The sequence below is a fragment of the Phenylobacterium sp. LH3H17 genome (assembly GCF_024298925.1).
Taxonomy (GTDB): domain Bacteria; phylum Pseudomonadota; class Alphaproteobacteria; order Caulobacterales; family Caulobacteraceae; genus Phenylobacterium.
Window position 1 is genome coordinate 4048242 of the sequence record NZ_CP101283.1, and the last position, 24226, is coordinate 4072467.

General features: G+C 69.5%; 30 protein-coding genes. 15 read left to right on the top strand and 15 right to left on the bottom strand.

Annotated elements, in window-relative coordinates; translation table 11 throughout:
* Positions 1 to 4 precede the first annotated feature (4 nt).
* On the bottom strand, positions 5 to 544 hold the full coding sequence (locus M9M90_RS19965; protein ID WP_254837173.1) for a GNAT family N-acetyltransferase: 540 nt from the start codon (positions 542 to 544) through the stop codon (positions 5 to 7).
* A 626-nt stretch (positions 545 to 1170) separates the two neighbouring features.
* Between M9M90_RS19965 and M9M90_RS19970 the strand changes: the two genes are divergently transcribed.
* A complete protein-coding gene (locus tag M9M90_RS19970) occupies positions 1171 to 1452 on the top strand; it encodes a lysozyme inhibitor LprI family protein (protein ID WP_254834979.1) in 282 nt (93 codons plus the stop codon).
* Between the two features lie 37 nt (positions 1453 to 1489).
* Here M9M90_RS19970 and M9M90_RS19975 read toward each other — a convergent pair whose 3' ends face one another.
* Positions 1490 to 2470 (bottom strand): malate dehydrogenase, encoded by a 981-nt coding sequence (locus M9M90_RS19975; RefSeq protein ID WP_371876942.1) that lies wholly within the window; start codon positions 2468 to 2470, stop codon positions 1490 to 1492.
* Between the two features lie 136 nt (positions 2471 to 2606).
* On the opposite strand from M9M90_RS19975, the gene M9M90_RS19980 reads away from it, so the two are divergent.
* The gene (locus M9M90_RS19980; protein WP_254834981.1) at positions 2607 to 3014 is read left to right on the top strand and encodes an HIT domain-containing protein; all 408 of its coding nucleotides are present in this window, start codon (positions 2607 to 2609) and stop codon (positions 3012 to 3014) included.
* On the opposite strand, the gene M9M90_RS19985 is transcribed toward M9M90_RS19980, so the two are convergent.
* Both M9M90_RS19985 and M9M90_RS19990 read right to left on the bottom strand, forming a co-directional pair.
* Positions 3011 to 3799 carry a hypothetical protein gene (locus M9M90_RS19985; protein WP_254834982.1) on the bottom strand — a complete coding sequence of 263 codons (789 nt, stop codon included), beginning with the start codon at positions 3797 to 3799 and terminating at the stop codon, positions 3011 to 3013. The genes M9M90_RS19980 and M9M90_RS19985 overlap by 4 nt on opposite strands.
* 10 nt (positions 3800 to 3809) lie before the next feature.
* Positions 3810 to 4661, bottom strand: a complete 852-nt coding sequence (locus M9M90_RS19990) for a CoA ester lyase (protein WP_256549217.1) — start codon at positions 4659 to 4661, stop codon at positions 3810 to 3812.
* A 58-nt stretch (positions 4662 to 4719) separates the two neighbouring features.
* On the opposite strand from M9M90_RS19990, the gene M9M90_RS19995 reads away from it, so the two are divergent.
* The gene (locus M9M90_RS19995) at positions 4720 to 5103 is read left to right on the top strand and encodes a DUF2237 family protein (protein WP_254834983.1); all 384 of its coding nucleotides are present in this window, start codon (positions 4720 to 4722) and stop codon (positions 5101 to 5103) included.
* Between the two features lie 140 nt (positions 5104 to 5243).
* On the opposite strand, the gene thpR is transcribed toward M9M90_RS19995, so the two are convergent.
* The gene (gene thpR, locus M9M90_RS20000; RefSeq protein ID WP_254834984.1) at positions 5244 to 5780 is read right to left on the bottom strand and encodes an RNA 2',3'-cyclic phosphodiesterase; all 537 of its coding nucleotides are present in this window, start codon (positions 5778 to 5780) and stop codon (positions 5244 to 5246) included.
* 127 nt (positions 5781 to 5907) lie between these two features.
* Here thpR and M9M90_RS20005 point away from each other — a divergent pair, with 127 nt between their 5' ends.
* A complete protein-coding gene (locus M9M90_RS20005) occupies positions 5908 to 6657 on the top strand; it encodes a Bax inhibitor-1/YccA family protein (RefSeq protein WP_254834985.1) in 750 nt (249 codons plus the stop codon).
* Positions 6658 to 6721: 64 nt separating this feature from the next.
* Here M9M90_RS20005 and M9M90_RS20010 read toward each other — a convergent pair whose 3' ends face one another.
* The 3 genes from M9M90_RS20010 to acnA form a co-directional block, all read right to left on the bottom strand.
* Entirely contained in the window at positions 6722 to 7054 is a 333-nt protein-coding gene (locus tag M9M90_RS20010; RefSeq protein ID WP_254834986.1) for a DUF2794 domain-containing protein, read from the bottom strand.
* Positions 7055 to 7412: 358 nt separating this feature from the next.
* Positions 7413 to 8093 (bottom strand): DUF1223 domain-containing protein, encoded by a 681-nt coding sequence (locus M9M90_RS20015; protein ID WP_371876881.1) that lies wholly within the window; start codon positions 8091 to 8093, stop codon positions 7413 to 7415.
* Positions 8094 to 8229: 136 nt separating this feature from the next.
* On the bottom strand, positions 8230 to 10920 hold the full coding sequence (gene acnA, locus M9M90_RS20020; RefSeq protein ID WP_254834988.1) for an aconitate hydratase AcnA: 2691 nt from the start codon (positions 10918 to 10920) through the stop codon (positions 8230 to 8232).
* A gap of 178 nt (positions 10921 to 11098) precedes the next feature.
* Here acnA and ccmA point away from each other — a divergent pair, with 178 nt between their 5' ends.
* The 8 genes from ccmA (at position 11099) to M9M90_RS20060 (ending at position 15446) form a co-directional block, all read left to right on the top strand.
* Complete coding sequence (gene ccmA / locus M9M90_RS20025; RefSeq protein ID WP_254834989.1) at positions 11099 to 11716, top strand: heme ABC exporter ATP-binding protein CcmA; 618 nt, start codon at positions 11099 to 11101, stop codon at positions 11714 to 11716.
* A complete protein-coding gene (gene ccmB / locus M9M90_RS20030; RefSeq protein ID WP_254834990.1) occupies positions 11713 to 12378 on the top strand; it encodes a heme exporter protein CcmB in 666 nt (221 codons plus the stop codon). Before ccmA ends, ccmB begins: the two co-directional genes overlap by 4 nt.
* Positions 12379 to 12440: 62 nt before the next feature.
* Complete coding sequence (locus M9M90_RS20035; RefSeq protein WP_254834991.1) at positions 12441 to 12953, top strand: Spy/CpxP family protein refolding chaperone; 513 nt, start codon at positions 12441 to 12443, stop codon at positions 12951 to 12953.
* 140 nt (positions 12954 to 13093) lie between these two features.
* A complete protein-coding gene (locus tag M9M90_RS20040; RefSeq protein WP_254834992.1) occupies positions 13094 to 13714 on the top strand; it encodes a Spy/CpxP family protein refolding chaperone in 621 nt (206 codons plus the stop codon).
* Positions 13715 to 13796: 82 nt separating this feature from the next.
* On the top strand, positions 13797 to 14483 hold the full coding sequence (gene ccmC, locus M9M90_RS20045; protein ID WP_254834993.1) for a heme ABC transporter permease CcmC: 687 nt from the start codon (positions 13797 to 13799) through the stop codon (positions 14481 to 14483).
* Position 14484: 1 nt separating this feature from the next.
* Positions 14485 to 14628 carry a heme exporter protein CcmD gene (gene ccmD, locus M9M90_RS20050; protein ID WP_254834994.1) on the top strand — a complete coding sequence of 48 codons (144 nt, stop codon included), beginning with the start codon at positions 14485 to 14487 and terminating at the stop codon, positions 14626 to 14628.
* Positions 14625 to 15143 carry a DsbE family thiol:disulfide interchange protein gene (locus M9M90_RS20055; RefSeq protein WP_254834995.1) on the top strand — a complete coding sequence of 173 codons (519 nt, stop codon included), beginning with the start codon at positions 14625 to 14627 and terminating at the stop codon, positions 15141 to 15143. Before ccmD ends, M9M90_RS20055 begins: the two co-directional genes overlap by 4 nt.
* Positions 15144 to 15203: 60 nt before the next feature.
* A complete protein-coding gene (locus M9M90_RS20060; RefSeq protein WP_254834996.1) occupies positions 15204 to 15446 on the top strand; it encodes a hypothetical protein in 243 nt (80 codons plus the stop codon).
* 37 nt (positions 15447 to 15483) lie between these two features.
* Here the strand turns inward: M9M90_RS20060 and M9M90_RS20065 are convergent, their stop codons facing one another.
* The 3 genes from M9M90_RS20065 to ftsY all read right to left on the bottom strand — a co-directional run bounded on the left by M9M90_RS20065 (position 15484) and on the right by ftsY (position 17701).
* Positions 15484 to 16047, bottom strand: a complete 564-nt coding sequence (locus M9M90_RS20065; protein WP_254834997.1) for a MarR family winged helix-turn-helix transcriptional regulator — start codon at positions 16045 to 16047, stop codon at positions 15484 to 15486.
* A 113-nt stretch (positions 16048 to 16160) separates the two neighbouring features.
* Positions 16161 to 16769: an inner membrane-spanning protein YciB gene (locus tag M9M90_RS20070; RefSeq protein ID WP_254834998.1), complete on the bottom strand. Its 609-nt coding sequence runs from the start codon at positions 16767 to 16769 to the stop codon at positions 16161 to 16163.
* Positions 16766 to 17701, bottom strand: coding sequence for a signal recognition particle-docking protein FtsY (gene ftsY / locus M9M90_RS20075; RefSeq protein ID WP_254834999.1), 936 nt, complete (start codon positions 17699 to 17701; stop codon positions 16766 to 16768). Before ftsY ends, M9M90_RS20070 begins: the two co-directional genes overlap by 4 nt.
* A gap of 47 nt (positions 17702 to 17748) precedes the next feature.
* Between ftsY and M9M90_RS20080 the strand changes: the two genes are divergently transcribed.
* Positions 17749 to 18390 carry a trimeric intracellular cation channel family protein gene (locus tag M9M90_RS20080; RefSeq protein WP_254835000.1) on the top strand — a complete coding sequence of 214 codons (642 nt, stop codon included), beginning with the start codon at positions 17749 to 17751 and terminating at the stop codon, positions 18388 to 18390.
* Here M9M90_RS20080 and M9M90_RS20085 read toward each other — a convergent pair.
* Genes M9M90_RS20085 through dapF form a run of 4 tightly spaced genes read right to left on the bottom strand, consistent with a single transcriptional unit; the run spans position 18387 to position 21562 of the window.
* Entirely contained in the window at positions 18387 to 18860 is a 474-nt protein-coding gene (locus M9M90_RS20085) for a GFA family protein (protein ID WP_254835001.1), read from the bottom strand. The genes M9M90_RS20080 and M9M90_RS20085 overlap by 4 nt on opposite strands.
* Positions 18857 to 20152 (bottom strand): tRNA (N(6)-L-threonylcarbamoyladenosine(37)-C(2))-methylthiotransferase MtaB, encoded by a 1296-nt coding sequence (mtaB, locus tag M9M90_RS20090; protein WP_254835002.1) that lies wholly within the window; start codon positions 20150 to 20152, stop codon positions 18857 to 18859. The genes M9M90_RS20085 and mtaB overlap by 4 nt, the downstream gene beginning before the upstream one ends.
* A 1-nt stretch (position 20153) precedes the next feature.
* Complete coding sequence (gene lepB / locus M9M90_RS20095; protein ID WP_254835003.1) at positions 20154 to 20738, bottom strand: signal peptidase I; 585 nt, start codon at positions 20736 to 20738, stop codon at positions 20154 to 20156.
* A complete protein-coding gene (dapF, locus tag M9M90_RS20100) occupies positions 20735 to 21562 on the bottom strand; it encodes a diaminopimelate epimerase (protein WP_254835004.1) in 828 nt (275 codons plus the stop codon). Before dapF ends, lepB begins: the two co-directional genes overlap by 4 nt.
* Before the next feature lie 83 nt (positions 21563 to 21645).
* Between dapF and M9M90_RS20105 the strand changes: the two genes are divergently transcribed.
* On the top strand, positions 21646 to 23697 hold the full coding sequence (locus M9M90_RS20105; RefSeq protein WP_254835005.1) for a prolyl oligopeptidase family protein: 2052 nt from the start codon (positions 21646 to 21648) through the stop codon (positions 23695 to 23697).
* On the top strand, positions 23697 to 24197 hold the full coding sequence (locus M9M90_RS20110; protein WP_254835006.1) for a GNAT family N-acetyltransferase: 501 nt from the start codon (positions 23697 to 23699) through the stop codon (positions 24195 to 24197). The genes M9M90_RS20105 and M9M90_RS20110 overlap by 1 nt, the downstream gene beginning before the upstream one ends.
* Positions 24198 to 24226: the final 29 nt, after the last annotated feature.

A 24226-nucleotide genomic window follows, 5' to 3' on the forward strand; every position in this document is an offset into this window, starting at 1 on the left:
CTGATCAGCTCGACCGGGCTCGCCACTGCTCGCGCGTCTGTCCCCAAACGTCGACGCTGTCGTTCAACGGCGGCGGCAGGACCGCGTGGCGCAGGATCGAGGAGCCCAGCCGCCGGGCCACGTTCTGGGAATTGATGTTGCCGGGGTCGATGCAGTGGATCACCTCTGTCCAGCCCAGATGGTCGAAGGCCCAGTCGATGGCCGCCGTCGCCCCCTCCGGCGCATAGCCCTTGCCCCAGTGCTCGCGGGCGATGCCCCAGCCGACCTCGGTCCCAGGCCAGCCTTCGGGCGACCAGGGGCCCAGGCGTCCGACCCAGTCGCCGCTGGCCTTCTCCACCACCGAGAACATGCTGAAGCCCGCCACCGTCCAGGCGCCGGTCATGGCGCACATGCCGCGCCAGGCGACGGGACGGGGCTGGGCGCCTCCCAGGAAGCGGCCGGCCTCCTCGTCGGCGACGAAGGCGGCCCAGGGTTCGAAATCGGCCGCGATGGGCGGGCGCAGGATCAGCCGTTCGGTCTCGAGAGTGGGGCCCAGGCTCACGATGGCGGTCTCCAGTTGGTGTTCGCAGTAGCCAAGATACGCAGGAGCGACAATCGGTTCAGCGACCGTTCAGCCGGTTGGTGCGTTCTGGCTTAGAGCAAGCTGGACACACCAACATGACCTTTCAATCGTGGGAAGACCCGCCGCCGGACATGGACCGGCGCCAACCGCGCTTTCGGCCACTGGGGCCGGACCCTGATCCCGAGCCAGAGCCCGAACCCGAACCCGAACCGCGCCGGCTTAGTCGCGGCGCGCTGATCGGGGGCGTGGCTGTCGCCTGCGTTCTGGGCCTCGGCCTGGGCGTGGTGGCTAGGCCCGATCTGATCGGACGTGGTCCCGAGCCGGCCCCGATGCAGCCGCGCCCCGCGACCGCTGAGGGGCAGATCGACATCGTGGTGGCCGCTCCGCCGCCCGCGCCACCGATCCCAACGAGTCCGCCGCTTGAGACCATGTCGCCCGACCTTGTAGAGGCGGCGACCAGGCCTCCGCCCGCGGCGTTCCCGCGGCCGTCGCCGCCGCCACCGGCTGCCAGACCCGCGTCCGCGCGATCGGTTCCGGACGCGTCTCAGTCGGCGATCGACGCCAACGTCCGCGTTCCCGAGTCTGTCCGGGCTCCTGAACCGGTCCGCGTGGCCCGTCCCAGTTTCGACTGCCGCAGGGCGACGACCCAGGCCGAGGATATGGTCTGCGCCGATCCGGCTCTGGCGGCCGCCGATCGGCAGTTGGCGCGCGCCTTCCAGCGGGCCCTCAGCGCCGGCGCGCCCTTTGACGAACTACGCGGCGAGCAGGACGACTGGCTGGAGATCCGCGAGGACGCGGCCCGGCGGTCGCCCAGCGCCGTGGCCTCGGTTTACGACCAGCGGATCGAGGAGCTGAACGCCCTGGCCGACGACGCCGGACGGCGCTGGTAGGACGACGGCCGCCGCGCCGTCGTCCCAGGTCCAGGCCTCAGCCCAGCATGTCCTTCACGGTGTCGCGCTCGCCGATCAGTTCGTCATTGGTCAGCGCGATCTTGCTCTTGGCGAAGTCGTCCATCTCGTGGCTGGTGATGACCTCGTACCCGGTGGCGGTGGTCTTCACCGGCATGCCGGCCCAGACGCCGTCGGCGAAGCCGTAGCGGCCCTGGCTCTCGACGGCGACGGAGTGGATCGCCCCGACGGTGGTCAGGTCGCGGACGTGGTCGATCAGGGCGTTGGCCGCCGAGGCCGCCGAGGAGACGCCCCTGGCCTCGATGATCGCCGCGCCGCGCTTGCCGACGGCGGGAAGGTAATCGTTCTTCAGCCAGGCCTCGTCGCCGATGACCGAGGCGGCGTCCTTGCCGCCGATCTTGGCATGGGTGAAGTCGGCGAACATGGTCGGGCTGTGGTTGCCGTAGATGAACAGGTCGGTGACCTCGGTGATCGCCACGCCGGCCTTCTGCGCCAGCTGGGCGCGGCCGCGGTTCTCGTCCAGGCGCACCATGGCGGTGAATCGGTCCTTCGGCAGGCGCTTGGCCTGGCTGGCGGCGATCATCACATTGGTGTTGCAGGGGTTGCCCACCACGGCCACGCGGGCGTCGTCGGCGGCCACGGCGTCGATCGCCTGGCCCTGGGCGATGAAGATCTTGCCGTTGTCCTTCAGCAGGTCGGCGCGTTCCATGCCCGGGCCGCGCGGCTTGGAACCGACCAGCAAGGCCCAGTTCACGTCCTTGAAGGCGACGTTGGCGTCGCCGGTCAGCACCATGTCCTGCAACAGCGGGAAGGCGCAGTCCTCCAGCTCCATGGCCACGCCCTTCAGCGCCTTCTGCGGGCCTTCGACCGGGATTTCCAGAAGTTGCAGGATCAGCGGCTGGTCCTTGCCGAACATCTCGCCCGAGGCGATGCGGAAGAGGAGGGCGTAACCGATGTTGCCGGCGGCGCCCGTGACCGCGACGCGGATCGGCTTCTTCATGGTCATGGAACTGTCCCGTGGTTGCAGTGCGAAAATTCGCGGGCGGTCTAGCCCCCATGGGCCCTTGCGGCAAGGCCAAGTGACAGGCGCGGTGCCTGCGGCTACCAAGGTTGGCGGGTCACATGGGGAAGCGGCGATGTTTCAGGCGGATCCGGCGTTCCTCGCCACCTCGCGCGAGCTTGGCGACCTGGCGCTGAGCCAGGCCCGGCTGCAGGACGACGCCCGCTACCCCTGGATCGTCCTGATCCCGCGCGTCGAGGCGGCCCGCGAGCTGGAGGACCTGTCGCGGGACGACTTGGCGATCCTCACCGACGAGATCCTGGCCGCCGGCCGGGCCGTCCGCGTCCTCGGCGCGCGGGTCGACAAACTGAATGTCGGCGCGCTCGGGAATGTCACGCCCCAGCTGCACGTGCATGTGGTGGGCCGCCGGGTCGGGGACCCGGCCTGGCCTGGGCCGGTCTGGGGCCATAGCCCCGCCGAGCCCTACGCTCCCGACTCCCTTGCCCGCGCCGTCGCGGGCGCCAAGACGGCGCTCGGCCTCTAGTCCCGGCGCAGGACCACCGGGCGGCGCTGGCCGCCCTCTTCCAGGCGGCCGATCCAGGACCCGTCGGGGGCGGCGTTGAGCACCAGGGTGGCCACCCCTGCCCCGGGACGCGGATAGAAGCTGACGATCAGCTCGCCGCCGGCGCGCTGGATAGCGCTGACGAACCCGGACGAATCGGTGGACCCGCGTCGGCGCGGATCGCGCCAGGCGCCTTCCAGCGGCGCCAGCCCGTTGTCGACCAGTTGCAGGCTGTAGAGCGCGGTTCCTTCCCGGCTGCGCAGCGTCCAGGCGCCGTCCAGCGGCCCCTGCAGGCCCTGAGCCGAGGCGGACGAGGATCGCAAACGCGCCTCATAGCTCAGGTCGAGGGAGTTCGGCGGCGCTTCGGGCGAACGGCCGGTCTCATCGACATAGGTCGGGGCGGCGAGTTCAGGGCGCGGCGCCGGGGGCGCATAGACCATGGGCGGTCGGACCACCGTGGGCGGGGGTCCCACGGGCGACGACCGATAGGGGAACGGCTCGGACGCCTGCGGCGTCGGCGGAGCGTGATTGACCGGCGGGGGCGTGTAGGCCGGCGGCGTTGGGGCGGGCGGCGCTTCGGCGGACAGGGCGTCGGCGGTCTCGAGATCAGGCGCGGCGGCGGCGGCCGGCGCGGCCTCGGGCGCGGGCGGCGGCTGGTCCAGCAGGGCCGCGATGGGGTCGGCCTCCTGCGCCGCGGCGGGCGCGGCCGCGCAGAGCGCCAGGGCCAGGGCCAGGGTGGCCTGCAGAAGCGGGGTTTTCAGTCTCAAAGCCGACATCTCACGCCGCGGCGATGGCGTCCGCGACGGCGATCAGACGCCGCGCCTCGTCCAGATGCAACCGCTCGACCATTCGCCCCTCGACCCGGATCACCCCCTTGGCCGCATTTTCCGGCAGGTCGAAGGCCGCCACAATGGCGCGCGACCAGACCACTTCGTCCGGGGTCGGGCTGAAGGCCAGGTTGGCGGCCTCGATCTGGCGCGGATGGATCAGGGTCTTGCCGTCGAAGCCGAAGGCCGCGCCCTGGGCGCACTGGGCCGCCAGGCCGGCGTCGTCCTCGATGCCGTTGAACACCCCGTCCAGAACGGTCAGGCCATAAGCCCTCCCGGCCGCCACTATCAGGGAGAGGGGGGCGGTCAGCGGCGCGCGGGCCACGTCCAGCCGGCAGCGCATCTCCTTGGCCAGGTCATTGGTCCCGGCCACCAAGGCCGACAGCCGCCCACTCGCGCCGGCGATCTGCGGCAGGGCGAAGATCGCCGCGCAGGTCTCGATCATCACCCAGAGGCGCGTGTCGCCCGATAGTCCCGCGCCGTACGCCGACACGTCGGCGGCCGAGGAGACCTTGGGGGCCAGGATCGCATCGGGATTCGCCGCCCCGGCCGCCTCCAGGTCCGCCTTGCCCCAGGGAGTGTCCAGCCCGTTGACCCGGATGACAACCTCGCGCCGGCCGAAGCCGCCGGCCTTGACCGCAGCCACCGCCTGGGCCCGCGCCAGGTCCTTGGCGTCGGGGGCGACGGCGTCCTCCAGGTCCAGGATCACCACGTCGCACGGCAGGTCCCGCGCCTTCTCGATGGCGCGCGCATTGGCGGCGGGCATGTAGAGGGCGCTGCGGCGCGGGCGGGGCAAGCTCAAGCGTCCGGCTCCATGGTTCCGATGGCGAAGCGCCCTTTTTAGGAGCTAGGATGGGTACATGACCATCCGCTACGACGACGGAGCCAAGAACGTGCTGGGCGGCGAACTCGTCCCATGCTCGCTCAACCCCGTGACCGGCTTCTTCCGCAACGGGTGCTGCGAGACCGGGCCGCACGACACGGGCATGCACACGGTCTGCGCGGTGATGACCGCCGAATTCCTGGCCTTCTCCAAGAGCATGGGCAACGACCTCTCCACGCCCATGCCGGACTACGCCTTCGCGGGGCTGAAGCCCGGCGACCGCTGGTGCCTCTGCGCCCCGCGCTGGAAGGAAGCTCTCGACGCCGGCATGGCGCCGCAGCTGATCCTCGAGGCCACCCACGAGGAGACCTTGGCCATTGTTCCGCTCGGCGTCCTCAAGGACCACGCGGTAGATGCCTAGGCGCCGTCGGATCCTCCCCCAGCGCGTCGCGCGATTTGGGGGAGGTGGCGGAGGGGGTCGAAGACCACGAGAGTCAAAGTCCCCCTCACCCGGCCATTCGGCCGGGAGCTCCTCCAGAGGGGGAGCATCTGAAGCACTCTTCAGACGAGCGGATATTCCCGCTCCAGCCGGTAGCGGGAACCCTCGGCGGTGCGCCAGCTGGAATAGAGCCCGAAGCTGGTCGCCCGGAACGGCGGCGACTTGAGCAGACTATTGGCCGCGAGCCAGGCGGCCACCTCGGTCGGATTGGGCCGGCGCAGATAGGCGAGCGTCACGTGCGGCTTGTAGACCCGGGCGTCCGGCTTCAGGCCCGCCCTTCGCGCGGCGGTCTCGCAGCGTCTGGCGAGCTGGCGCAGGCCCGGATCCTCGACAAGCCCGGCCCAGACCGCATGGATCTCATAGCCCTCGCCGAACGCGCCGACCCCTTCCAGCTCCAGGTTCAACGGCGGGCAGGTCACGATGGCCAGCTCCGCGTCCAGGTCGGCGGCGGCGTTCTCGGCCACGTCGCCGAAGAAACGCAGGGTGACGTGCAAGGCCTCCAGCGGCCGCCAGCGCGCGTCGGGCAGGCCGTCCTGGCGCGCGACCAGGCCCTCGCCCAGCTCGGGAGGAATGGACAGGGCGGCGAACAGGCGAATCATCGGCGCCTACCTAGGATGCGGAAGGACTGACGCAAACGTAATCCGCCCTCCCTTGCGTAGAACAGCCCGGACCCCGATATTCGGAGGTGCGTCCACTTGGGGCGTTTCGAAAAGGGCTTTTTCTCTGATGAGCGACTTCAACCGCGGCGCTGCTCGCACGATCCCGGTGGATCGCGCCGACATGTCGGTGGATGCGGGCCTGCGCAGCTTCATGCTCGGCGTCTACAACAAGGTTGCGTTGGGCCTGCTCGTTTCGGCCGGACTGGCCTTCCTGACCGGCAGCTTCCCGCCGGTGCGGGACCTGATGTTCTCGACCTCGCCCACGGGTCGCATCGGCTACACCCTCCTGGGCATGGTCGTGGCGTTCTCGCCGCTGGCGGTGATGCTGTTCGGCATGTTCGCCATGAAGAACGCGACCCCGCGTTCGTCCGGCATCTTCTACTGGACCATCGTCGCCCTGATCGGCGCGGGTCTCGGCGTGCTGAGCCTGGTCTATACGGGCACGTCGATCTTCTCGACCTTCCTGATCACCGCGGCGGCCTTCGGCGGCCTGTCGCTGTTCGGCTACACCACCAAGAAGGACCTGACCGGCTTCGGCAGCTTCCTGATCGTCGGCCTGGTGGGCCTGGTGATCGCCAGCCTGGTCAACATGTTCCTGCAGAACTCGGTGATGGGCTTCCTCATCAGCGTGGTGGGCGTGCTGATCTTCGCGGGCCTGATCGCCTACGACACCCAGCGCCTGAAGATGAGCTATTACGAAATGGGTGGGGACCAAGCCGCCATGGGCGTGGCGACCAACTACGGCGCGCTCAGCCTCTACCTGAACTTCATCAACCTCTTCCAGTTCCTGCTCAGCATCTTCGGCGACCGCCGCTAGATCTGGTTGAGAACCTGAAATCTCGAAGCCCCGGCGGGAAACCGCCGGGGCTTTTGCTTTGGGGCTAGTCCACCACCTTGAAGCGGCCCTTGTCGAAGAACCTCAGGACCTGGTCCAGCTCATGGCCCCGGCGCAGAATCAGGCCGCCCTGGCCGATGATCGCCCACGCGCCCTGGCGTCGCGCCAGCGATGGCCGCTTCTCGATGCGGTAGAGCGGGGCCTCCGAGGCCCGGCGGAAGATCGAGAAGATGCAGGCGTCCGCCGTGGCGCCGACGCCGTAGTCGCGCCATTCGCCGGCGGCGACCATTCGGCCATAGAGCGAGAGGATGCGCCCCAGTTCGTGGCGGTCGAAAAAGACCTGCGCGCGGGAGGTCTGGTGGGACGGATCGAAGACCATCGCCGCGAAGGGTAACCCCAAATCGCTCCGCTCGACAATCCGGGCGAAGCGTTGCGGTGGAGACACGCCCTCCGGCCAATCTAAAACAACCGTAACCTCACGCCATGGAATGACCTTATTTCGGTCTCCCGCCCGCCTGATCCACTACCGATAGTCCTAATTGTCGGTTGGTCGGAACCTGTTGGTCCCGGATCCTGAACAGCCCCCCCAGCCCCCCTGGATCGTGGGCTTCGGTCAGCCGACGCTTTATCTGCCAGACCCTCCAGTCTGGACCACATGAGACAACAGCCCGCGCGGGATGCCCCCCACCTGCGCGGGCTTCTTTATGTCTGGGTCTTGGATCGCGCCGACGTCGCCGTCAGGGCGTCCGCTGGGCCGCGGCCACGATGCGCCCGCCGTTGGGGCCCTGGACCAGGACCGCCGTGGCCAGACCGTCCTCGGTTGGGGGCGGCAGGCGATAGGCGGTGGGCCGGCCGCGCCAGCTTCCCAGCCGCCGGATCTCGCGCACCACGTTCCGGTGGGCGACTGTCTGGCCACGGTTGTCGCCCTTCTTGACCACCACGTCCTGCTCGCGGGGATCGTAGCGGACCAGCCAGACCTCGGCCCCGCCCCGAGGGACCGGTCCCGATCCCACATCAACCCGGCGCAGGCCAATGAATGCCATGTCGGGCGCGGGGCGCGCGTCCTGGGCCGCGGTGGCCAGCAGCTTGTCGACCTTGTCGGTCTGCAGGCCGCCCGCCTGGGCGTGGCCTGCGATCACCACCTGAGGCGTATAGGGTTCGCGCAAGGCCAGCCGCGTCACATAGGCCCGCTGGCGGTCGGCGAACTCCGGCTTGGCGAAGGTGTCGGGCCAGCCGAGATAGTCCCAGTAGTCGACCGGGAAGGTCAGGGCGAGCACGCCGGGCTTCTCGGCCAGCTTGCCGACATAGCTGTTGGCCTCGCCGCAGGAGGCGCAGCCCTGGGCGGTGTAGAGCTCGATGACCACGGGCGGCTTGGCCGCCGCGGCCAGGCCAGGGGTCGCGATGAGGGTCAGGCACAAAAGCGCGGCTTTACGCATCGTGGCGCAATAAAGCGGACTTCCCCGGAGAATGAATTTCAACAAGGTGTGACCGGCTGCGGCGGGGAAGATGCAGGAGGTCCGCGGTGCGGCGAACCTCCTGCCTCAAGTCATGGGGTTAGGCGGCCGAGCGCGCGAGGTTGCGCAGCACGTAGTTCAACACGCCGCCATGCTTGTAGTACTCGAGCTCGGTGGGCGTATCGATCCGGCAACGGACCGGGAAACGCGCGATGCGGCCGTCCGACGGACGATACATCTCCACCGTCAGCTGCTTGCGGGGCGAGAGCTCCGTCAGGCCGCGGATGGTGACGATCTCCTCGCCGGTCAGGTTCAGCTTCTGCCAGCCTTCCTGGGTGAACTGCAGCGGCAGCACGCCCATGCCGACCAGGTTCGAGCGGTGGATGCGCTCGAAGCTCTCGGCGATCACCGCGCGGACGCCCAGCAGCTTGGTGCCCTTGGCCGCCCAGTCGCGCGACGATCCGGTGCCGTATTCCTTGCCCGCGAACACCACCGCCGGCCGGCCTTCCGACTGGTAGCGCATGGCCGCGTCATAGATCGACATGACGTCGCCGGACGGGAAGTGCTTGGTCACACCGCCCTCGATGTCGGCGGTGATCTTGTTGCGGATCCGGATGTTGGCGAAGGTGCCGCGCATCATGACCTCGTGGTTGCCGCGGCGCGCGCCGTAGGAGTTGTACTCCGTCGGCGGAACCTGGCGTTCGCGCAGATAGACGCCGGCCGGGGCCGTCGCCTTGATCGAACCGGCCGGGCTGATGTGGTCAGTGGTGATCGAGTCGCCGAACACCCCCAGCACCCGGGCCTCGACGATGTCGACCACCGGGGTCGGCTCCATCTTCAGGCCCTGGAAATAGGGTGGGTTCTGGACATAGGTGGAGCCCGTGTCCCAGGCGTAGGTCTGGCCGCCGGCCACCTTGATGCCCTGCCAGTTCTTGTCGCCCTTGAAGACGTCGGCGTAGCGGGTGTCGAACATCTTCTTGGTGACGTGCTTGCGTTGCAGGACGGCGATTTCTTCCGAGGTCGGCCAGATGTCCTTCAGGTAGACCGGCTTGCCGTCCTTGCCCTCGCCGAGCGGCTCGGTGGTCAGGTCGATCTTCATGGAGCCGGCGAGCGCATAGGCGACCACCAGGGGCGGCGAGGCCAGGTAGTTGGCCCGCACGTCCTGGTTCACCCGGCCTTCGAAGTTGCGGTTGCCCGACAGCACCGAGCAGGCCACCAGGTCGCCCTGGTTCACAGCGTCGGAAATGGCTTCCGGCAGCGGGCCGGAATTGCCGATGCAGGTGGTGCAGCCGTAACCGACCAGATTGAAGCCCAGCGCATCCAGCGACTTGGTCAGGCCCGCGGACTTGAGATAGTCGGTGACCACCTGGGAGCCGGGCGCCAGCGAGGTCTTCACCCAGGGCTTCACCTTCAGGCCCTTTTCGACCGCCTTCTTGGCGACCAGGCCCGCGGCGATCAGCACCGAGGGGTTGGAGGTGTTGGTGCAGGAGGTGATGGCGGCGATCACCACGTCGCCGTGGCCGACGTCGAACTTCTCGCCGGCCACCGGGATCCGGGCGTCGGGAGCGTCGCCCTTGCCGAAGTCCTTGGTGAGCGCGAGGGCGAACTCGGCGGCGGCGTCGGAGAGCAGAACGCGGTCCTGCGGACGCTTCGGTCCGGCCAGCGAGGGCAGGACGGAGCCGAGGTCGAGCTCCAGGGTGTCGGAGAACACCGGATCGGCGTCGCCCGGCTCGACCCACATGCCCTGTTCCTTGGCATAGGCCTCGACCAGCGCCACGCGCTCTTCGGCGCGTCCGGTCGCCCGCAGATAGTCGATGGTCGACTTGGTCACCGGGAAGAAGCCGCAGGTGGCGCCGTATTCCGGAGCCATGTTGGCGATGGTCGCCTGGTCTTCCAGGGTCAGGCCCGACAGGCCGGGGCCGAAGAACTCGACGAACTTTCCGACCACGCCCTTCTTGCGCAGCATCTGGGTGACGGTGAGCACCAGGTCGGTGGCCGTCGCGCCTTCCGGCATCGCGCCGGAAAGCTTGAAGCCGATGACCTCGGGAATCAGCATCGGGATCGGCTGGCCCAGCATGGCGGCCTCGGCCTCGATGCCGCCCACGCCCCAGCCCAGGACCGCCAGGCCGTTGACCATCGTGGTGTGGCTGTCGGTGCCGACCACGGTGTCGGGATAGGCGACGGCGTCGGAGCCTTCCTCACCCAGCCAGACGGTCTGTGCGAGGTACTCGAGATTCACCTGGTGACAAATTCCGGTGCCCGGGGGCACGACGCGGAAGTTGTTGAAGGCCGAGGAGCCCCAGCGCAGGAAGCGGTAGCGCTCGATGTTGCGCTCGTATTCGCGCTCGACGTTCTCACCGAAGGCCTTGGCGGTGCCGAAATGATCGACCATCACCGAGTGGTCGATGACCAGGTCGACGGGGTTCAGCGGGTTGATCTTCTCCGGGTCGGCGCCCAGGCTGGTCATGGCGTCGCGCATGGCGGCCAGGTCGACCACGGCGGGCACGCCGGTGAAGTCCTGCATCAGCACCCGGGCCGGGCGGAAGCTGATCTCGTGTTCCACCGAGCCCTTGTTGTCGAGCCAGGCGGCCAGCGCCTTCAGGTCCTCGGGGGTGACGGTCTTGCCGTCTTCGTTGCGCAGCAGGTTTTCCAGCAGCACCTTCATGGAGACCGGCAGGCGCGAGACGCCCGAAAGACCGGCTTCCTCCGCGGCGCGAAGGCTGTAGTAGACGTAGGACTTGCCGCCCACCGCGAGTTCGCGGCGGCTATTCAAACTGTTGGCTGACGCCATTTTCAAGGATCCTTCCTCTGTTCGCGGCCGCTCAACGTCCAATCCGGGGATCGCGCGCTTTTGGAGGCGGACACACAGCGTTCGCCCCAGCGCCGCGTACGCCCCCCGAGGTGGCGACGGCCGCGCGCGTCATAGCCCGTGGAACTCGGCTCGTCCATGCGGCGGGGACCACCCTGAGATGATCGCGGGCCTGGAGATCGGAAACCTGGCCCTTCGCCGGGGCGGGCGCCTGCTGTTCCAGGGCCTGGACCTGACCCTGAAGGGGGGCGAGGCCGCGGCGCTCACCGGCCGAAACGGGGCGGGCAAGACCAGCTTGCTGCGCGCCATCGCAGGCCTGGTGGGGCTGGAGGCCGGCAGCATCGGCTTCGGCGATCTCGACCCCGTCCTGGCCCGCAGCGACCATATCCACCTGGTCGGCCACCAGGACGGCCAGAAGCCCGCTCGCACTGTGCGCGAGGAGCTCGAATTCTGGACGCTTTGGACCGGCGGGACTCCGACCTCGGCCGAGACCGCCGCCCAGGCCCTGGAACTGACGCCCCTGCTCGACCTTGAGGTCCGGCGCCTGTCGGCCGGCCAGAGGCGCCGGCTGGCCCTGGCGCGGCTGCTGGCCGCTCCGCGCGGCCTGTGGCTGCTGGATGAGCCTCTGAGCCCCCTCGACGCCGACTGGCGGGTGCGGTTCGGGGCGATGATGGCGCAACACCTGGCCGGCGGCGGGATGATCGTCGCCGCCGTCCACGACCCCCTGCCGATCCCCGCCAAGGCGCTGGAGATTTCCGCCCAGGGGAACGAAGCATGAGCCGCGCCCTGGCCCTGCTCCGCCGCGAGACGGCCCTGGCCTGGGGCCGCGGCGGCGGGCCGTTGGTCTCGGTGGGATTCTACGCCGGGGTCGCCACCCTGCTGCCGCTCGCCATCGGGCCGGAGTCCGCGCGGCTGGTGGCCGTGGCGCCGGGCGCGGCCTGGGTCGCCCTGGCGCTCGCCGCCCTGCTCTCGCTGGATCGCCTGTTCGAGCGCGACTACGAGGACGGGGCGCTGGACCTGCTGGTCATGGCCCCGACACCCCTGGAGATCACCTGCGCCGTCAAGTGTCTGGGCCAGTGGATCGCGACCGCCGCACCCCTGGGCCTGGCCGCCCCGATCGCCGCCATCGCGCTGGGCGCCGAGCCGCGCCTTGCGCCGCTGATCTTCGCCTGCGCCCTGGTCGGCGGCCTGGCCTTCGCCTTCATCGGCGGCATCGGGGCGGCGCTCAGCCTGGGCGCACGGCGTGGCGGGTTGCTCACCGCCGTGATCGTCCTGCCCCTGTTCGTCCCACCGGTGATCTTCGGCGGCGGAGCGCTGGACGCCATGGCCGGCGGCATGCCCTGGGCCTCGGGCTTCCTGCTGCTCAGCGCCTACGCGGCGGCCGCGGTGGCGCTCGGGCCCGTCGCCATGGCCGCAGCCTGCCGCAACGCGCTTTCCTAGCGACGGACTCCGGACGGCCGCGCGTTCAAGATGCGAGGGGCGTGAAACTGGAGTTGCGATCTATGAAACTTGGAAAGCTCGCGCCGCTGGCCTTGGGCGGCGTCATCCTATCGGCGGGTCTCGCCACGGCGAGCATCGCCCAACAGCCGCCGCCGGCCGCGGCCATGCCCGGCCACGGCGAGCACGACGGACGGCATGGCGGCATGCGCCACGCCGATCCGGCCGAACACGCCGCCAAGCGCGCCGAGCATCTGCGCGCGGCCCTGCAGCTGCGTCCCGACCAGGAAGCGGCGCTCAAGGCCTTCATCGACTCCCACCAGCGGCCCGCCGGCGCCCGCGAGAAGCACCACGAAGGCCGCGGCGAGATGGCCGGGCTCACCACCCCGCAAAGACTGGACGCCAGGAAGGCGCGGATGGCCGAACACCAGGCGCGGTTCGAACAGCACGCGGCGGCCACCAAGCGGTTCTACGCCCAGCTCTCGCCCGCCCAGCAGAAGGCCTTCGACGCCCTGCACGCCGGACGTGGCGGTCACGGCGGCGGCCGGCATCATGGCGGCATGGGCGGACGCAGCTAGACCCTGATCGCGGGGCGGGCCCAGCGTCCGTCCCGCGACATTACGAATGCTTCGCCTGGAAGCGCCGCCATTGGCTACATTTCGCCATGGTCGGCGCGGATCGTCGATCTCTCGGCAACCGCCATCAGGGAGAAACGGCGATGACTCGAGCCTTGACCTGGCTGCTCGCGGGAGCCGCCCTGTCCCTTTCCGCCGGCGCGGCGCTCGCCGCCGATCCCAAACCGGCGCCGGCCCCCACGACCGCGGCCACGGAATTCGTGGACGAGGGGAGCCATGCCGGCGCCGATCGGCACGCCATGATGATGGGCCATGGCCACAGCGGCGGCCACCTGAGCGCGATCCTGCAGCTTCGCCCCGACCAGGAGCCGGCGCTCAAGGCCTATCTCGAGGCCGTGAAACCCAAGCACGAGCACAGGGTCGGCTTCGACCGCGCCGCCGAACAGCGCTCCACCCTCGCGCGGCTGGACGAGATGGAGGCGCGGATGGCCGAACACCAGGGCGCCCTACGGGCACGCATCGCCGCGACGCGGACCTTCTACGCGGCCTTGGACGAGCGTCAGAAGCGCGCCTTCGACGAGATGCCGATGATGATGTTCGCCGGCCCCGGCTTCGGGCCCATGCCGCTCGGCCCCATGGCGGTGATGCACCGCATGCCGAAGATGCACCCGATGCCAGGGATGCATCACTTCGACGGCGAGACCCTGCCGCCGCAGCCGCCAATGCCCCCGGAGCCCCCCGCTCCGCCGCGGTCGCCGCGCTAGGCGCCTTGCCCACGGCCGCGCCGGGGTCTAATCCGCCCGCATGATCCCGGCGCCGGCCTTTCTGTCGAACCCTGAGCGGTTCATGGCCTTCTCCCGCTGGGCCGCGCCGATGTTCGGCGTTCTGGCGGCGTGCCTGGCCGCCGCCGGACTGTGGCTGAGCTTCACCGCGCCCGAGGACTACCAGCAGGGCGACACGGTGCGGATCATGTTCATCCACGTGCCCGCCGCCTATATGAGCATGTTCGTCTATGCCTGCCTGGCCGGAGCGAGCTTCCTGTCGCTCATTTTCCGCCACGCCCTGGCTGACGCCGCGGCGCGGGCGGCCGCCCCGCTGGGCGCGGCCTTCACCTTCCTGGCGCTTGTGACGGGTTCGCTCTGGGGACGCCCGATGTGGGGGACCTGGTGGGAATGGGATGCGCGCATGACCTCGGTGCTGATCCTGTTCCTGCTTTACGTGTCCTACATGGCGCTGCGCGCCTCGCTGGACGACGAGACAAAGGCGGCTCGCGCGGCGGCGATCCTGGCCCTGGTGGGAATCGTCAACCTGCCCGTCGTCAAGTTCTCGGTCGACTGGTGGAACAGCCTGCATCAGGGCGCATCCGTGTTCCGGGCGGACGGCCCCGCGATGCCGCCGATCTTCCTTTGGCCACTTGGCCTGATGGCGCTGGCCTACACGGCGGCCTTCGGGTCGCTGTGGCTGGTGGGCATCCGCGCCGAAGTCTGGCGCCGTCGCGCCGAGGCCGCCGCCCTGCGCGCGGCGAGGAGCTGACATGCTGGACCTCGACGCCGGCAAGTACGCGGCCTTCGTATGGCCGGCCTACGCGATCACCGCGGCGGTTTTCGGCGGCATGATCTGGGCGACCTTGGCCCGAGCCCATCGCTGGCGCCGCCGCGCGGAGAAGGAGGGCCAGTGAGCCGCTGGCTGGCGATCCTGCCGCTGGTCGCCCTGGCGGCGCTGGCCTTGCTGTTCGGGGTCTACTCGCTGAAGCGCGACCCGCAGGTGCAGCCTGACGCCCTGGTGGGCAAGCCGGTCCCCGAACTCACCCTGCCGCGCCTGGACGACGGCCGGCCCGCCGCCCTGCGCACGGCCCTGGGCGAGGGCCCCGCCCTGGTCAACGTCTTCGCGTCCTGGTGCGCGCCCTGCGAGATCGAGCATCCGGTGCTGGTCGACCTGCGGCGCCAAGGCGTGCGGATCGTCGGCGTCGCCTACAAGGACGCGCCGGAGAACACCAAGGCCTTCCTGGGGCGGCTGGGCGATCCCTTCGCCGAACGGCTGGTGGACCGCGACGGACGCGCCGGCATCGAGCTCGGCGTCACCGGGGTGCCGGAGACCTACCTGGTCGGCGCCGACGGGGTGATCCTGGCCAAGCACACCGGCCCCCTGACCGCCGAAACCGCCCGCGCGCTGATGGCCAAGGCGCGCCGTTAACCAAACCTTGAGGTGGCGCAGGCAGGTTCGCCAGGACTTCGTTAACCATAAGGTCCGCCCGTGAGCACGGTCCGCCCGCCGATCTTTCCGCAGACCCAGGTCCCCGGCCAAGGCGTCCAGCCGTCGCGCAATCCGGGCCAGCGCGCCTTCTTCGAAGCCGCGCTCGGCAAGGCCGCGCCCCAGGCCGCCCCGGCGATGGCCGCGCCCGCCGCCGCGCCGGTTCAGAAGATCCCCACGTCCCTGCCCGCCGATCCTCCGGAGAAGATCCTGCGCCCGGGCTCGCTGCTGGATATCCGGGTCTAGGTTCGCCCCGGAACTTGGTAGGGTTGGGGCGGCGGCTCTAAGCCGCCTTCTTCAGCTTCTTCTTCTTCGGCTTGGCAGCCTTTTCGGCCTTCTTGGGCTTGTCGGCCTTGGGCGGCTTCTCGGCCGGCGGATCGGCGGCCTGCTCGCCGGCCCGGACCAAGTCGCGCAGGGCGCCGACCAGGGCCTCGCGCTTGTTGGAGCCCAGCAGTTTCAGCAGCCGGGCGTCAGCCTTGGCCATCTTCGGCCGAGCCTCATCCAGAGCGACGCGCCCTGCGTCGGTGAGGCTGACCGCGTTGGCGCGCGCGTCCGAGATCGAGCGCTGGCGCTCCAGCAGGCCCTTGGCGATCATCCGCGCGGCCATGTCGGCGAGCGTCGAACGGTCGATGCCGGTGATCTTCACCAGGTCGGTCTGGGTCAGGCCCTCGTGGGCCTCCACCGCGGCCAGGACCGCGTACTGACGCTGGGTGATCGCGCCCGTCCCCAACTCGTCGCCGTAGATGTCGAGGGCGAGCTGCAGTGCCCTGTGCAGAAGGTGGCTGGGAGAGCGGTCGAGGGCCGGCAGCCCCTTGCCCGACTTGTCGTTCGACTTGGTCTTGGCCATCGGCTGTCCCAATCTGAGCGTCATCCGCACGCTGACGCTAGCGCGCCACGGTGTCGATTTGACGACAGATGGTCCGTGGGCGGCGCAACCGCCAGGGGTCTACTCCGAGAAGGTCATTCGACGTGCGGCGGCGGCGGTTCGTCGGTCTTGGCGTATTTCATCATCAGCGGCACCTGGGCGAATGAGAAGATCACCGTCAGGACCAGGATGCCCGGGAAGCGGAAGGCCACCCAGATGTCGTCCGGCTGGGTGCGCCAGACCGCCTCGTTCAGTCCGGCCAGGGCCAGGAAGAACAGGGCGTAGTGCAGGGTCAGCCGCCGCCAGCCCTCATCCGGCATCTGGATAGACTCGCCCATCAGCAGCTTCAGCGGGTTCTTGCGCAGGGCCAGGCCGCCCAGCAGGGCGAGCCCGAAGACGGTGTTCATCACCGTCGGCTTGATCTTCAGCAGCCGGGGGTCATGGAAGAACAGGGTGAGCGAGCCGAAGAACAGGGCCGCTACCCCGCCGATCAGGGGGAAGGGCGCGATCCGCCGCTCGACGATGAAGCCCACGGCGAGCGCGACGGCCGAGCCGGCGACCAGGGCCCAGGTCGCCTGCATGAGCGCCTCGGACTGGGCCACGCCCGAGACCCTGAAATAGATGAAGGCGGCGAGGAAGGCGATCAGTCCGCCGAAGTCGACGAAGCTGCGCACGTACTTCTTCATGGTGGGCGACAGGGTCATGCGTCCTCCAGACCGACCAGGGTACGGGCGAAGGCGCGCGCCTTGAAGGGCTGGAGGTCCTCGATCCCCTCGCCCACGCCGATCAATTTGATGGGACTGTCACTGGCCTGGGCCACCGGCACCAGGACCCCGCCGCGGGCGGTGCCGTCCAGCTTGGTCATCACGATCCCCGACACCCCGATCTGGTTGCCGAAGATGTTCTCCTGGGCGAGCGCATTGCGGCCCACCGTGGCGTCCAGGACCAGCAGGGTCTCATGCGGCGCGTCGGGCAGGGTCTTCTTGACCACCCGGATCACCTTAAGGAGCTCGTCCATCAGGCCCTGCTTGTTCTGCAACCGGCCGGCGGTGTCGATCAGCACCACGTCGTGGCCGTTCTCCTTGGCCGTCTCGATGGCGTCGAAGGCCAGGCCCGCGGCGTCCGAACCGGTGGGCCGCGACATGAAGTCGGCCTGCGCCCTGTCGGCCCAGATCTTGAGCTGCTCGACGGCCGCGGCGCGGAAGGTGTCGCCGGCCACCACCAGGACCTTGGCCCCCCGCCCGGTCAGGTCGGCGGCGATCTTGCCGAGCGTCGTGGTCTTGCCGGAGCCGTTCACCCCGATGAACAGCACCACATAGGGCTTGGGTCCGGACAGCGGGTCGAAGTCGCCCTCGCGGGATTCCAGCTCCTCTCCGATATACTCGGCCAGGGCTTCCTTGATCTCGCCCTCATCGACGCTCTTGCCGAACTTGGCGTCGGAGAAGCGCTGGGTGATGCGGGCGGCCGAGTGCGGGCCGAGGTCGGCCTCGATCAGCATCTCTTCCAGCTCGTCGAGCTTGGCCTGGTCCAGCGGCTGCTTGGTGAAGGTGGAGACCACCTGCTCGGTCATCTGCTTCGACGAGCGCGACAGCCCGCTGGTCAGACGCTGGAGCCAGCCCTTTTTCGGTTCGGTCATGGGCGGGCTTCTAGCGGGAAGAGGGCTTGCGCGATAGAGCTTGGGGCATGGACGCTTTGGCCGCCACCCTCGTCTGGCTCGACTTTGGCGCCGTAGCCGTCTTTGGGGCCACCGGGGCGCTCGCCGCCGCGCGCCGCAAGCACGACATCATCACCTTCGGCTTCTTCGCCGCCGTGACTGGGGTCGGAGGCGGCACCCTTCGCGACCTGCTGATCGGCGCGCCGGTCTTCTGGGTGGACCGGCCAGGCTACATCCTGGCCTGTCTGGCCGCGGCCCTGGCGGTCTGGGTGTTCGGCGCCGGCCAGGCGCGGATGCGGGTGCTGCTCTGGCTCGACGCCCTGGGCATGGCCGCCTACAGCGTGGTTGGCGCGGCCAAGGCCGGCGCCCTGGACGTGGCGCCGTTTTCCGCCGTGGTCATGGGCGTGCTGACCGCCTGTTTCGGCGGGGTGATCCGCGACGTCCTCGCCCACGAGCCCTCTGTGCTGCTGCGCCGGGAGATCTATGTGAGCTGCGCCCTGATCGGCGCCGGGGTCTTCGTCGTGCTGGAGCTGGCGGGCGTGCCCTCGATCCCGGCCGGTATCGCCGGGTTCCTGGCCGCCTTCCTGATCCGCACCGGCGCCATCCTCTGGGGCTGGAGCCTGCCGGGCTTCCCGGGACGCGGGCGCGACCGCGAGCCGGACAGGTCCTAGGGCGCCGGCGGCCAAGTCTCGGTGTCGTGGTCGGGATGCTGGCGGCTGACCACGGCCTCGTAATGGGCCTGCATCTGCGCCTGATGCGTGGCCGGCGGCGTCGGGAGGTCGGCCGTTCCCGCGGTCCAGGGCAGGGCGCTGTCCAGGGCCATCTGCACCACCGGCGCGATCGGCGCCGGGTCGTCGAAAGCGGCGATGGCCAGATCTATTACCTTGTCGCTCCACTCGAAGGTCAGCGGCGTGCCGCAGTCGCCGCAGAAGCCGCGTTCAACCTTGTTGGAGCTGGCGAAGCGCTTGCGCGCGCCCCGCGTCCATTCCAGCTCGGCGATCTTCACCGAGACCAGGGCGCCGTAGGGCGCGCCGAACGCCTTCTGGCACATGCGGCAATGGCAGATGGACGGCCGGCCCAGGGAGCCGGTGACGCGGAACCGCACCGCGCCGCACTGGCACCCGCCGGTCTCACCGCTCATTCCGCCGCCTCCAGGATCGCTACGTGGCCCAGCGCCTTGCCGCCCGCATGGCCGACGATCCGCATCGCGACGATCGAACCCACCGCCGCCTCGCCCGTGAAGGCGATCTCAGTGAAGTCCTCCGCCCGCGCCACGCCCTCGCGCTCCACCAGGCCGGTGATCGTCCGGCCGACCTGGCGCTCCAGATGGCGGACCAGAGCCGCCTCGCCCACCGCCCGCAGGCGCGCGGCGCGGTCCTTGATCACCGGACGCTGCAGCTGCGGCATCCGCGCCGCGGGCGTGCCCGGACGGGGACTGAACGGGAAGACGTGCAGGAACGACAGGCCGCCCTCTTCCACCAGCCGCAGGGTGTTCTCGAACATCTCCTCGGTCTCGGTCGGGAAGCCGGCGATCAGGTCGGCGCCGAACGCCGTATCGGGCCGCACGGCGCGGACATCGGCGATCAGCTTCAGCGCGTCGGCGCGCAGGTGGCGGCGCTTCATGCGCTTGAGGATCATGTCGTCCCCAGCCTGCAGCGACAGGTGCAGATAGGGCATGAGCCGCGGGTCTTCGGCCAGGCAGCGCATCAGGTCCGGATCGATCTCGGCTGCGTCGATGGACGACAGCCGCAGGCGCGGCAGTTCCGGGACCAGCTTGAGGATACGGGCGACCAGCTGGCCGAGCGTCGGCTGACCCGGCAGGTCGGCGCCCCAGCTGGTGATGTCCACCCCAGTCAGCACCACCTCGAGATAGCCCTGGGCGGTGAGCTTGCGGACCTGCTCCACCACCTCGCCGGCGGCGGCCGAGCGGGAATTGCCCCGGCCATAGGGGATGACGCAGAAGGTGCAGCGGTGGTCGCAGCCGTTCTGGACCTCGACATAGGCCCGCGCCCGGTCCTTCAGCCCGTCGATCAGGTGGCCGGCGGTCTCGCGCACGCTCATGATGTCGTTGACGCGGACCCGGCCTTCCGGCGCGCTGGCCGAATAGGCGCCGGCCTGAGACTTCTCGGCGTTGCCCAGCACCAGGTCGACCTCGGCCATTCCGGCGAAGGCGGCGGGATCGATCTGGGCGGCGCAGCCCGTGACAATCAACCGGGCGTCGGGCCGTTCGCGGCGCGCCTTGCGGATCGCCTGACGAGCCTGGCGGACGGCCTCGCCGGTCACCGCGCAGGTGTTGAAGACGATGGCGTTGGCCAGCCCGTCCTCGCTCGCCCGCGCGCGGATGACCTCGCTTTCATAGGCGTTGAGCCGGCAACCGAACGTGACGATGCGAACATCGACGTCGTCGCCGGGCGCGGCCACGGGCAGGTCCATATCAGGGCTTTGCGCCGACACGCTTCTTGTCCTTGGCCTGGAGGATCACGGTTGCGACGGCGCAGATGTCCTTGTTCTCGAAGGGGCCCGAGATCCGCGAGTCGGTGGCGTCGTCGCGGTTGTCGGCCAGGATGTACCAGTCCTCCGGCCCCAGGCGCACGGGGGCGATGTCGTCGAACAGCGCCTCCTCGCCGCTGGCCAGGGTGAAGTAGCTGCGCCCGTTGCTCAGGGTCTCCTGCACCACCGCGCCGGCCCCACCGGGCGCCTCGCCGACGCGGGCGGCAGGCACGGTGCGGCCGTCGATCACCAGCCGGCCGCGGCGGATCCGCAGGGTCTGGCCGGGTCCCGCGACCACGCGGCCGAGATAGGGCTGGGCCTTGTCCTTGGGGCGGTAGACCACCACGTCGCCGGGCTGCGGATGGGTCTGGCCACACATGCCCTCCAGCATGTCGGCCCCGACCAGGTCGCCCTTTTCGAGATTGGGACGCATGGAATCCGAACTCATCGCGTAGGTGGCGATGGGCGGGCTGGCGGCTCCCAGCAGCGGCGCCAGGATGAGGCCGAGGATGGCGATGCGTCGGGTCACGGCAGGGTCCCGGTGAAATCCACCTGGGCGGGTCCGGTCATGATCACATGGCCGTCGGACTCGCGCCACTCGATGGTGAGCTCGCCGCCGTCCAGCACCAGGGTGGCCTTGTTGTCGGTCAGGCCGCGGCGGTGGGCAGCGACCAGGGCCGCGCAGGCGCCGGTGCCGCACGCCTTGGTCAGGCCCGCCCCGCGCTCCCACACCCGCAGGCGGATGCGGTCACGGGCGACGATCTGGGCGAAGCCGACATTCACGCCTTCCGGGAAGAGATGGTGGTGCTCGATCATCGGCCCGACCTGGACCACCGGCGCGGTCTCGATGTCGGGCACGAAGAACACCACGTGCGGGTTCCCCATGGAGACGCAGCCCGGAGTGTGCAGGATCGGGGCGTCGATGGGCCCGACCTGCAGCTCTATCCCCTTGGTGTCCATCTCCTCGGCGAGCGGGATGTCCGTCCAGTCCAGGCCCGGGACGCCCATGTCGACGCTGACGATCCGGTCGCCGGCCCGGGTCGCGGTCAGCAACCCCCCTTGCGTCTCCATCACCGCCTGGTCGCGCCCCGAGGCCTCCATCAGCAGCCAGCCGACGCAGCGGCTGGCGTTGCCGCACGCGCCCACTTCCTCGCCGTCGGCGTTCCAGAAGCGCACGGCGGCGTCGGCCTTGTCCGAGGCCTCGATGGAGACCAGCTGGTCGCAGCCGATGCCGGACTCGCGGCTCGCGATCGCGCGCACCTCTTCAGGCGTCGGCGCGAAGGGCGCGGATCGGGCCTCGACCACGACGAAGTCGTTGCCGAGCCCGTTCATCTTCAGGAACGGACGGCTCATGATGGCGGGCTATATAGGGGAGAATTGTCCGCCGATCACCTTTAGGAAGACAGGCCCTGCCCGGCCGACCTATCCATGGCGTCATGAAACTCTTCCCCGCGGCGCTCGCAGGCGCCCTGCTCATCGCCCCGGCCGCCGCCGTCGCCCAGGCCGAGGACCCCTTCATCTGGCTCGAGGACATCGACTCGCCGCGGTCGATGGCCTGGGTCGAGGCGCAGAACGCCAAGGCCGCCAAGCGCCTGGAAGGCGACGCCCGCTACGACCCGTTCCTGGCGCAGGGCCGGGCGATCTTCACCGCCGAGGATCGCATCGCCCAGCCGACTTTCCGCGGCGCGGGCGTGGACAATTTCTGGCAGGACTCGGTCAACACCCACGGGATCTGGCGCAGCGCCTCGCTGGCCTCCTATCGCGGGGCCGATCCGGCCTGGGATGTGCTGCTCGACCTCGACGCCCTGGCCAAGGCCGAGGGCAAGAACTGGTTCTGGAAGGGCGCGACCTGCCTCAAGCCGGCGGAGACCACCTGCCTGGTCAGACTCTCCAACGGCGGCGGCGACGCGGTCGAACTGCGCGAGTTCGACACCGCCAGGAAGGCCTTCGTCGAGGGCGGATTCCGGCTGGCCGAAGGCAAGCAGGAGGTGGACTGGATCGATCGCGACAGTCTGATCGCGTCACGGGAGTGGACTCCGGGCGAAGTGACCAGTTCCGGGTACGGCTATGTGGTCAAGATCGTCAGCCGTTCCGGCGACCCCAAGGAGATCTTCCGTGGGGAAAAGTCCGATGTCGCCGCGAATGGCGCCGTTCTGCGCGGCCAGGGCGGCAAGGTGGATGGAATCCTGATCCGGCGCGGCCTGTCGTTCTTCGAGTCCGAACATAGCCTGTACGCCGACGGCCTGCTGACCCGGGTGCCGTTGCCGCGAAAGGCGCAGTTCAAGGCCTATGTGGATGGCGTCATGGTCTTCACCCTGCAGAAGGCGTGGTCCGGCTTCCAGAGCGGGGCCTTGATCGGCGTCGATCCCGCCACCCTGAAGCCGGAGTTGATCTTCCAGCCCAGTCCGCGTCAGGCGGTCCGCGACGTCGCCGACACCAAGGGCATGCTGGCTGTCGAACTGCTGGAGGATGTGAAGGGCGCGATCGACGTCTATGATCGCAGGAACGGCAAGTGGACCGTTCGGCGCCTGGCCCTGCCCAAGGACGCCACCCTGACCCTGCGCTCGACCTCGGGGAAGGACGACCAACTGTTCGTCGCCGGCGAGACCTTCCTCACACCCAACAGCCTCTGGCTGGCCGACGCCGCCACGGGCCAGGCCCGGCAGGTCAAGACCCTGCCCGCCCGCTTCGACGCCTCCAGGGACCGGGTCGACCAGTACTGGGCGACCTCCAGCGACGGAACCAAGATCCCCTATTTCGTGGTCCGCCCGAAGACCGCCAAGCTGGACGGCTCGACCCCGACCATCATGTACGGCTACGGCGGCTTCGAGGTCGCCAAGCCGCCGGTCTACATCCCGGAAATGGGCAAGATCTGGCTGGAGCGCGGCGGCGCCTATGTCATCGCCAATATCCGCGGCGGCGGGGAGTTCGGACCGGCCTGGCACCAGTCGGTGTTGCGTGAGAAGCGCCAGCTGGCCTTTGACGACTTCGCCGCCGTGGCCCGCGACCTGGCCACGCGGAAGATCACTTCGGCGCGCCGGCTCGGCATCTACGGCCGCTCCAACGGCGGCGTGCTGACCACAGTGTCGCTCACCCAGCATCCCGAGCTCTGGAACGCCGTGGTGGTGGAGAGCCCGCTGACCGACATGCTGCGCTACCACAAGCTCTCGGCCGGCGCCTCGTGGGTGGGCGAGTACGGCGATCCGGAGGTCCCGGCCGACCGCGCCATCATCGCCAAGTATGACGGCTACCTGAACCTCAAGCCCGGCCGGAAATATCCCGAACCCTATGTCACGACCAATACCCGCGACGACCGTGTGCATCCCGGTCACGCCCGCAAGTTCGCCGCCAAGCTCGAGTCTCTTGGCTATCCCTACCTCTATTTCGAGAACACCTTCGGCGGCCACGCCAACGACGCCGACCCCGAGCTGAACGCCCGGCGCTGGGCGAGGCACTATGTCTATCTGAGCCAGAAGTTGTTCGACTGATGCTGAAGATCGGTTGGCTTGCCAAGGATGATCCGGCGGCCTTCGAGGCGGCGTTCGCCGACATGGGGTGGATCAAGCCGGCCGCCCAGTACGAGCGCTATCTCGACGAGCAGACCGCCGGCGAGCGGCCCGTGCTGGTGGCTCGCCTGGACGGGGCCTTCGCGGGCTATCTGACCGTGCGCTGGGAATCCACCTACCGGCCGTTCCGGGCGATGGGGATTCCGGAGATCCAGGATTTCAACGTCCTACCCCCATTCCGCCGCCAGGGTATCGGCTCACGCCTGATGGACGCGGCCGAGGCCCTGATCGGCGAGCGTTCGCCGGTGGCCGGGATCGGGGTCGGTCTCTATCCGGACTACGGCCCGGCCCAGCGGCTCTACGTGCTGCGCGGCTATCTGCCGGACGGACGCGGCATCGCCTGGAACGGGACCAATGTCACGCCCGGCCAGATCGTCGAGGTGGACGACGAGCTGGCCCTCTATTTCACCAAGGCGCTCTAGGCCCCGCGCCGCCACTCCACGGCCAGGCC

Excerpts from the sequence above, each read along its gene's own strand:
- dapF (WP_254835004.1), bottom strand. The coding sequence starts at position 21,562 with ATGAGCCGTCCGTTCCTGAAGATGAACGGGCTCGGCAACGACTTCGTC.
- M9M90_RS20005 (WP_254834985.1), top strand. The coding sequence starts at position 5,908 with ATGAGCGACTTCAACCGCGGCGCTGCTCGCACGATCCCGGTGGATCGC.
- M9M90_RS20070 (WP_254834998.1), bottom strand. The coding sequence starts at position 16,769 with ATGACCCTGTCGCCCACCATGAAGAAGTACGTGCGCAGCTTCGTCGAC.
- ccmA (WP_254834989.1), top strand. The coding sequence starts at position 11,099 with ATGATCGCGGGCCTGGAGATCGGAAACCTGGCCCTTCGCCGGGGCGGG.
- M9M90_RS20110 (WP_254835006.1), top strand. The coding sequence starts at position 23,697 with ATGCTGAAGATCGGTTGGCTTGCCAAGGATGATCCGGCGGCCTTCGAG.
- M9M90_RS20105 (WP_254835005.1), top strand. The coding sequence starts at position 21,646 with ATGAAACTCTTCCCCGCGGCGCTCGCAGGCGCCCTGCTCATCGCCCCG.
- M9M90_RS20080 (WP_254835000.1), top strand. The coding sequence starts at position 17,749 with ATGGACGCTTTGGCCGCCACCCTCGTCTGGCTCGACTTTGGCGCCGTA.
- ccmD (WP_254834994.1), top strand. The coding sequence starts at position 14,485 with ATGCTGGACCTCGACGCCGGCAAGTACGCGGCCTTCGTATGGCCGGCC.
- M9M90_RS20085 (WP_254835001.1), bottom strand. The coding sequence starts at position 18,860 with ATGAGCGGTGAGACCGGCGGGTGCCAGTGCGGCGCGGTGCGGTTCCGC.
- thpR (WP_254834984.1), bottom strand. The coding sequence starts at position 5,780 with ATGATTCGCCTGTTCGCCGCCCTGTCCATTCCTCCCGAGCTGGGCGAG.
- mtaB (WP_254835002.1), bottom strand. The coding sequence starts at position 20,152 with ATGGACCTGCCCGTGGCCGCGCCCGGCGACGACGTCGATGTTCGCATC.
- M9M90_RS20040 (WP_254834992.1), top strand. The coding sequence starts at position 13,094 with ATGACTCGAGCCTTGACCTGGCTGCTCGCGGGAGCCGCCCTGTCCCTT.
- M9M90_RS20010 (WP_254834986.1), bottom strand. The coding sequence starts at position 7,054 with ATGGTCTTCGATCCGTCCCACCAGACCTCCCGCGCGCAGGTCTTTTTC.
- M9M90_RS20035 (WP_254834991.1), top strand. The coding sequence starts at position 12,441 with ATGAAACTTGGAAAGCTCGCGCCGCTGGCCTTGGGCGGCGTCATCCTA.
- M9M90_RS19975 (WP_371876942.1), bottom strand. The coding sequence starts at position 2,470 with ATGAAGAAGCCGATCCGCGTCGCGGTCACGGGCGCCGCCGGCAACATC.
- ccmB (WP_254834990.1), top strand. The coding sequence starts at position 11,713 with ATGAGCCGCGCCCTGGCCCTGCTCCGCCGCGAGACGGCCCTGGCCTGG.
- M9M90_RS19995 (WP_254834983.1), top strand. The coding sequence starts at position 4,720 with ATGACCATCCGCTACGACGACGGAGCCAAGAACGTGCTGGGCGGCGAA.
- ccmC (WP_254834993.1), top strand. The coding sequence starts at position 13,797 with ATGGCCTTCTCCCGCTGGGCCGCGCCGATGTTCGGCGTTCTGGCGGCG.
- M9M90_RS20065 (WP_254834997.1), bottom strand. The coding sequence starts at position 16,047 with ATGGCCAAGACCAAGTCGAACGACAAGTCGGGCAAGGGGCTGCCGGCC.
- M9M90_RS19980 (WP_254834981.1), top strand. The coding sequence starts at position 2,607 with ATGTTTCAGGCGGATCCGGCGTTCCTCGCCACCTCGCGCGAGCTTGGC.
- acnA (WP_254834988.1), bottom strand. The coding sequence starts at position 10,920 with ATGGCGTCAGCCAACAGTTTGAATAGCCGCCGCGAACTCGCGGTGGGC.
- ftsY (WP_254834999.1), bottom strand. The coding sequence starts at position 17,701 with ATGACCGAACCGAAAAAGGGCTGGCTCCAGCGTCTGACCAGCGGGCTG.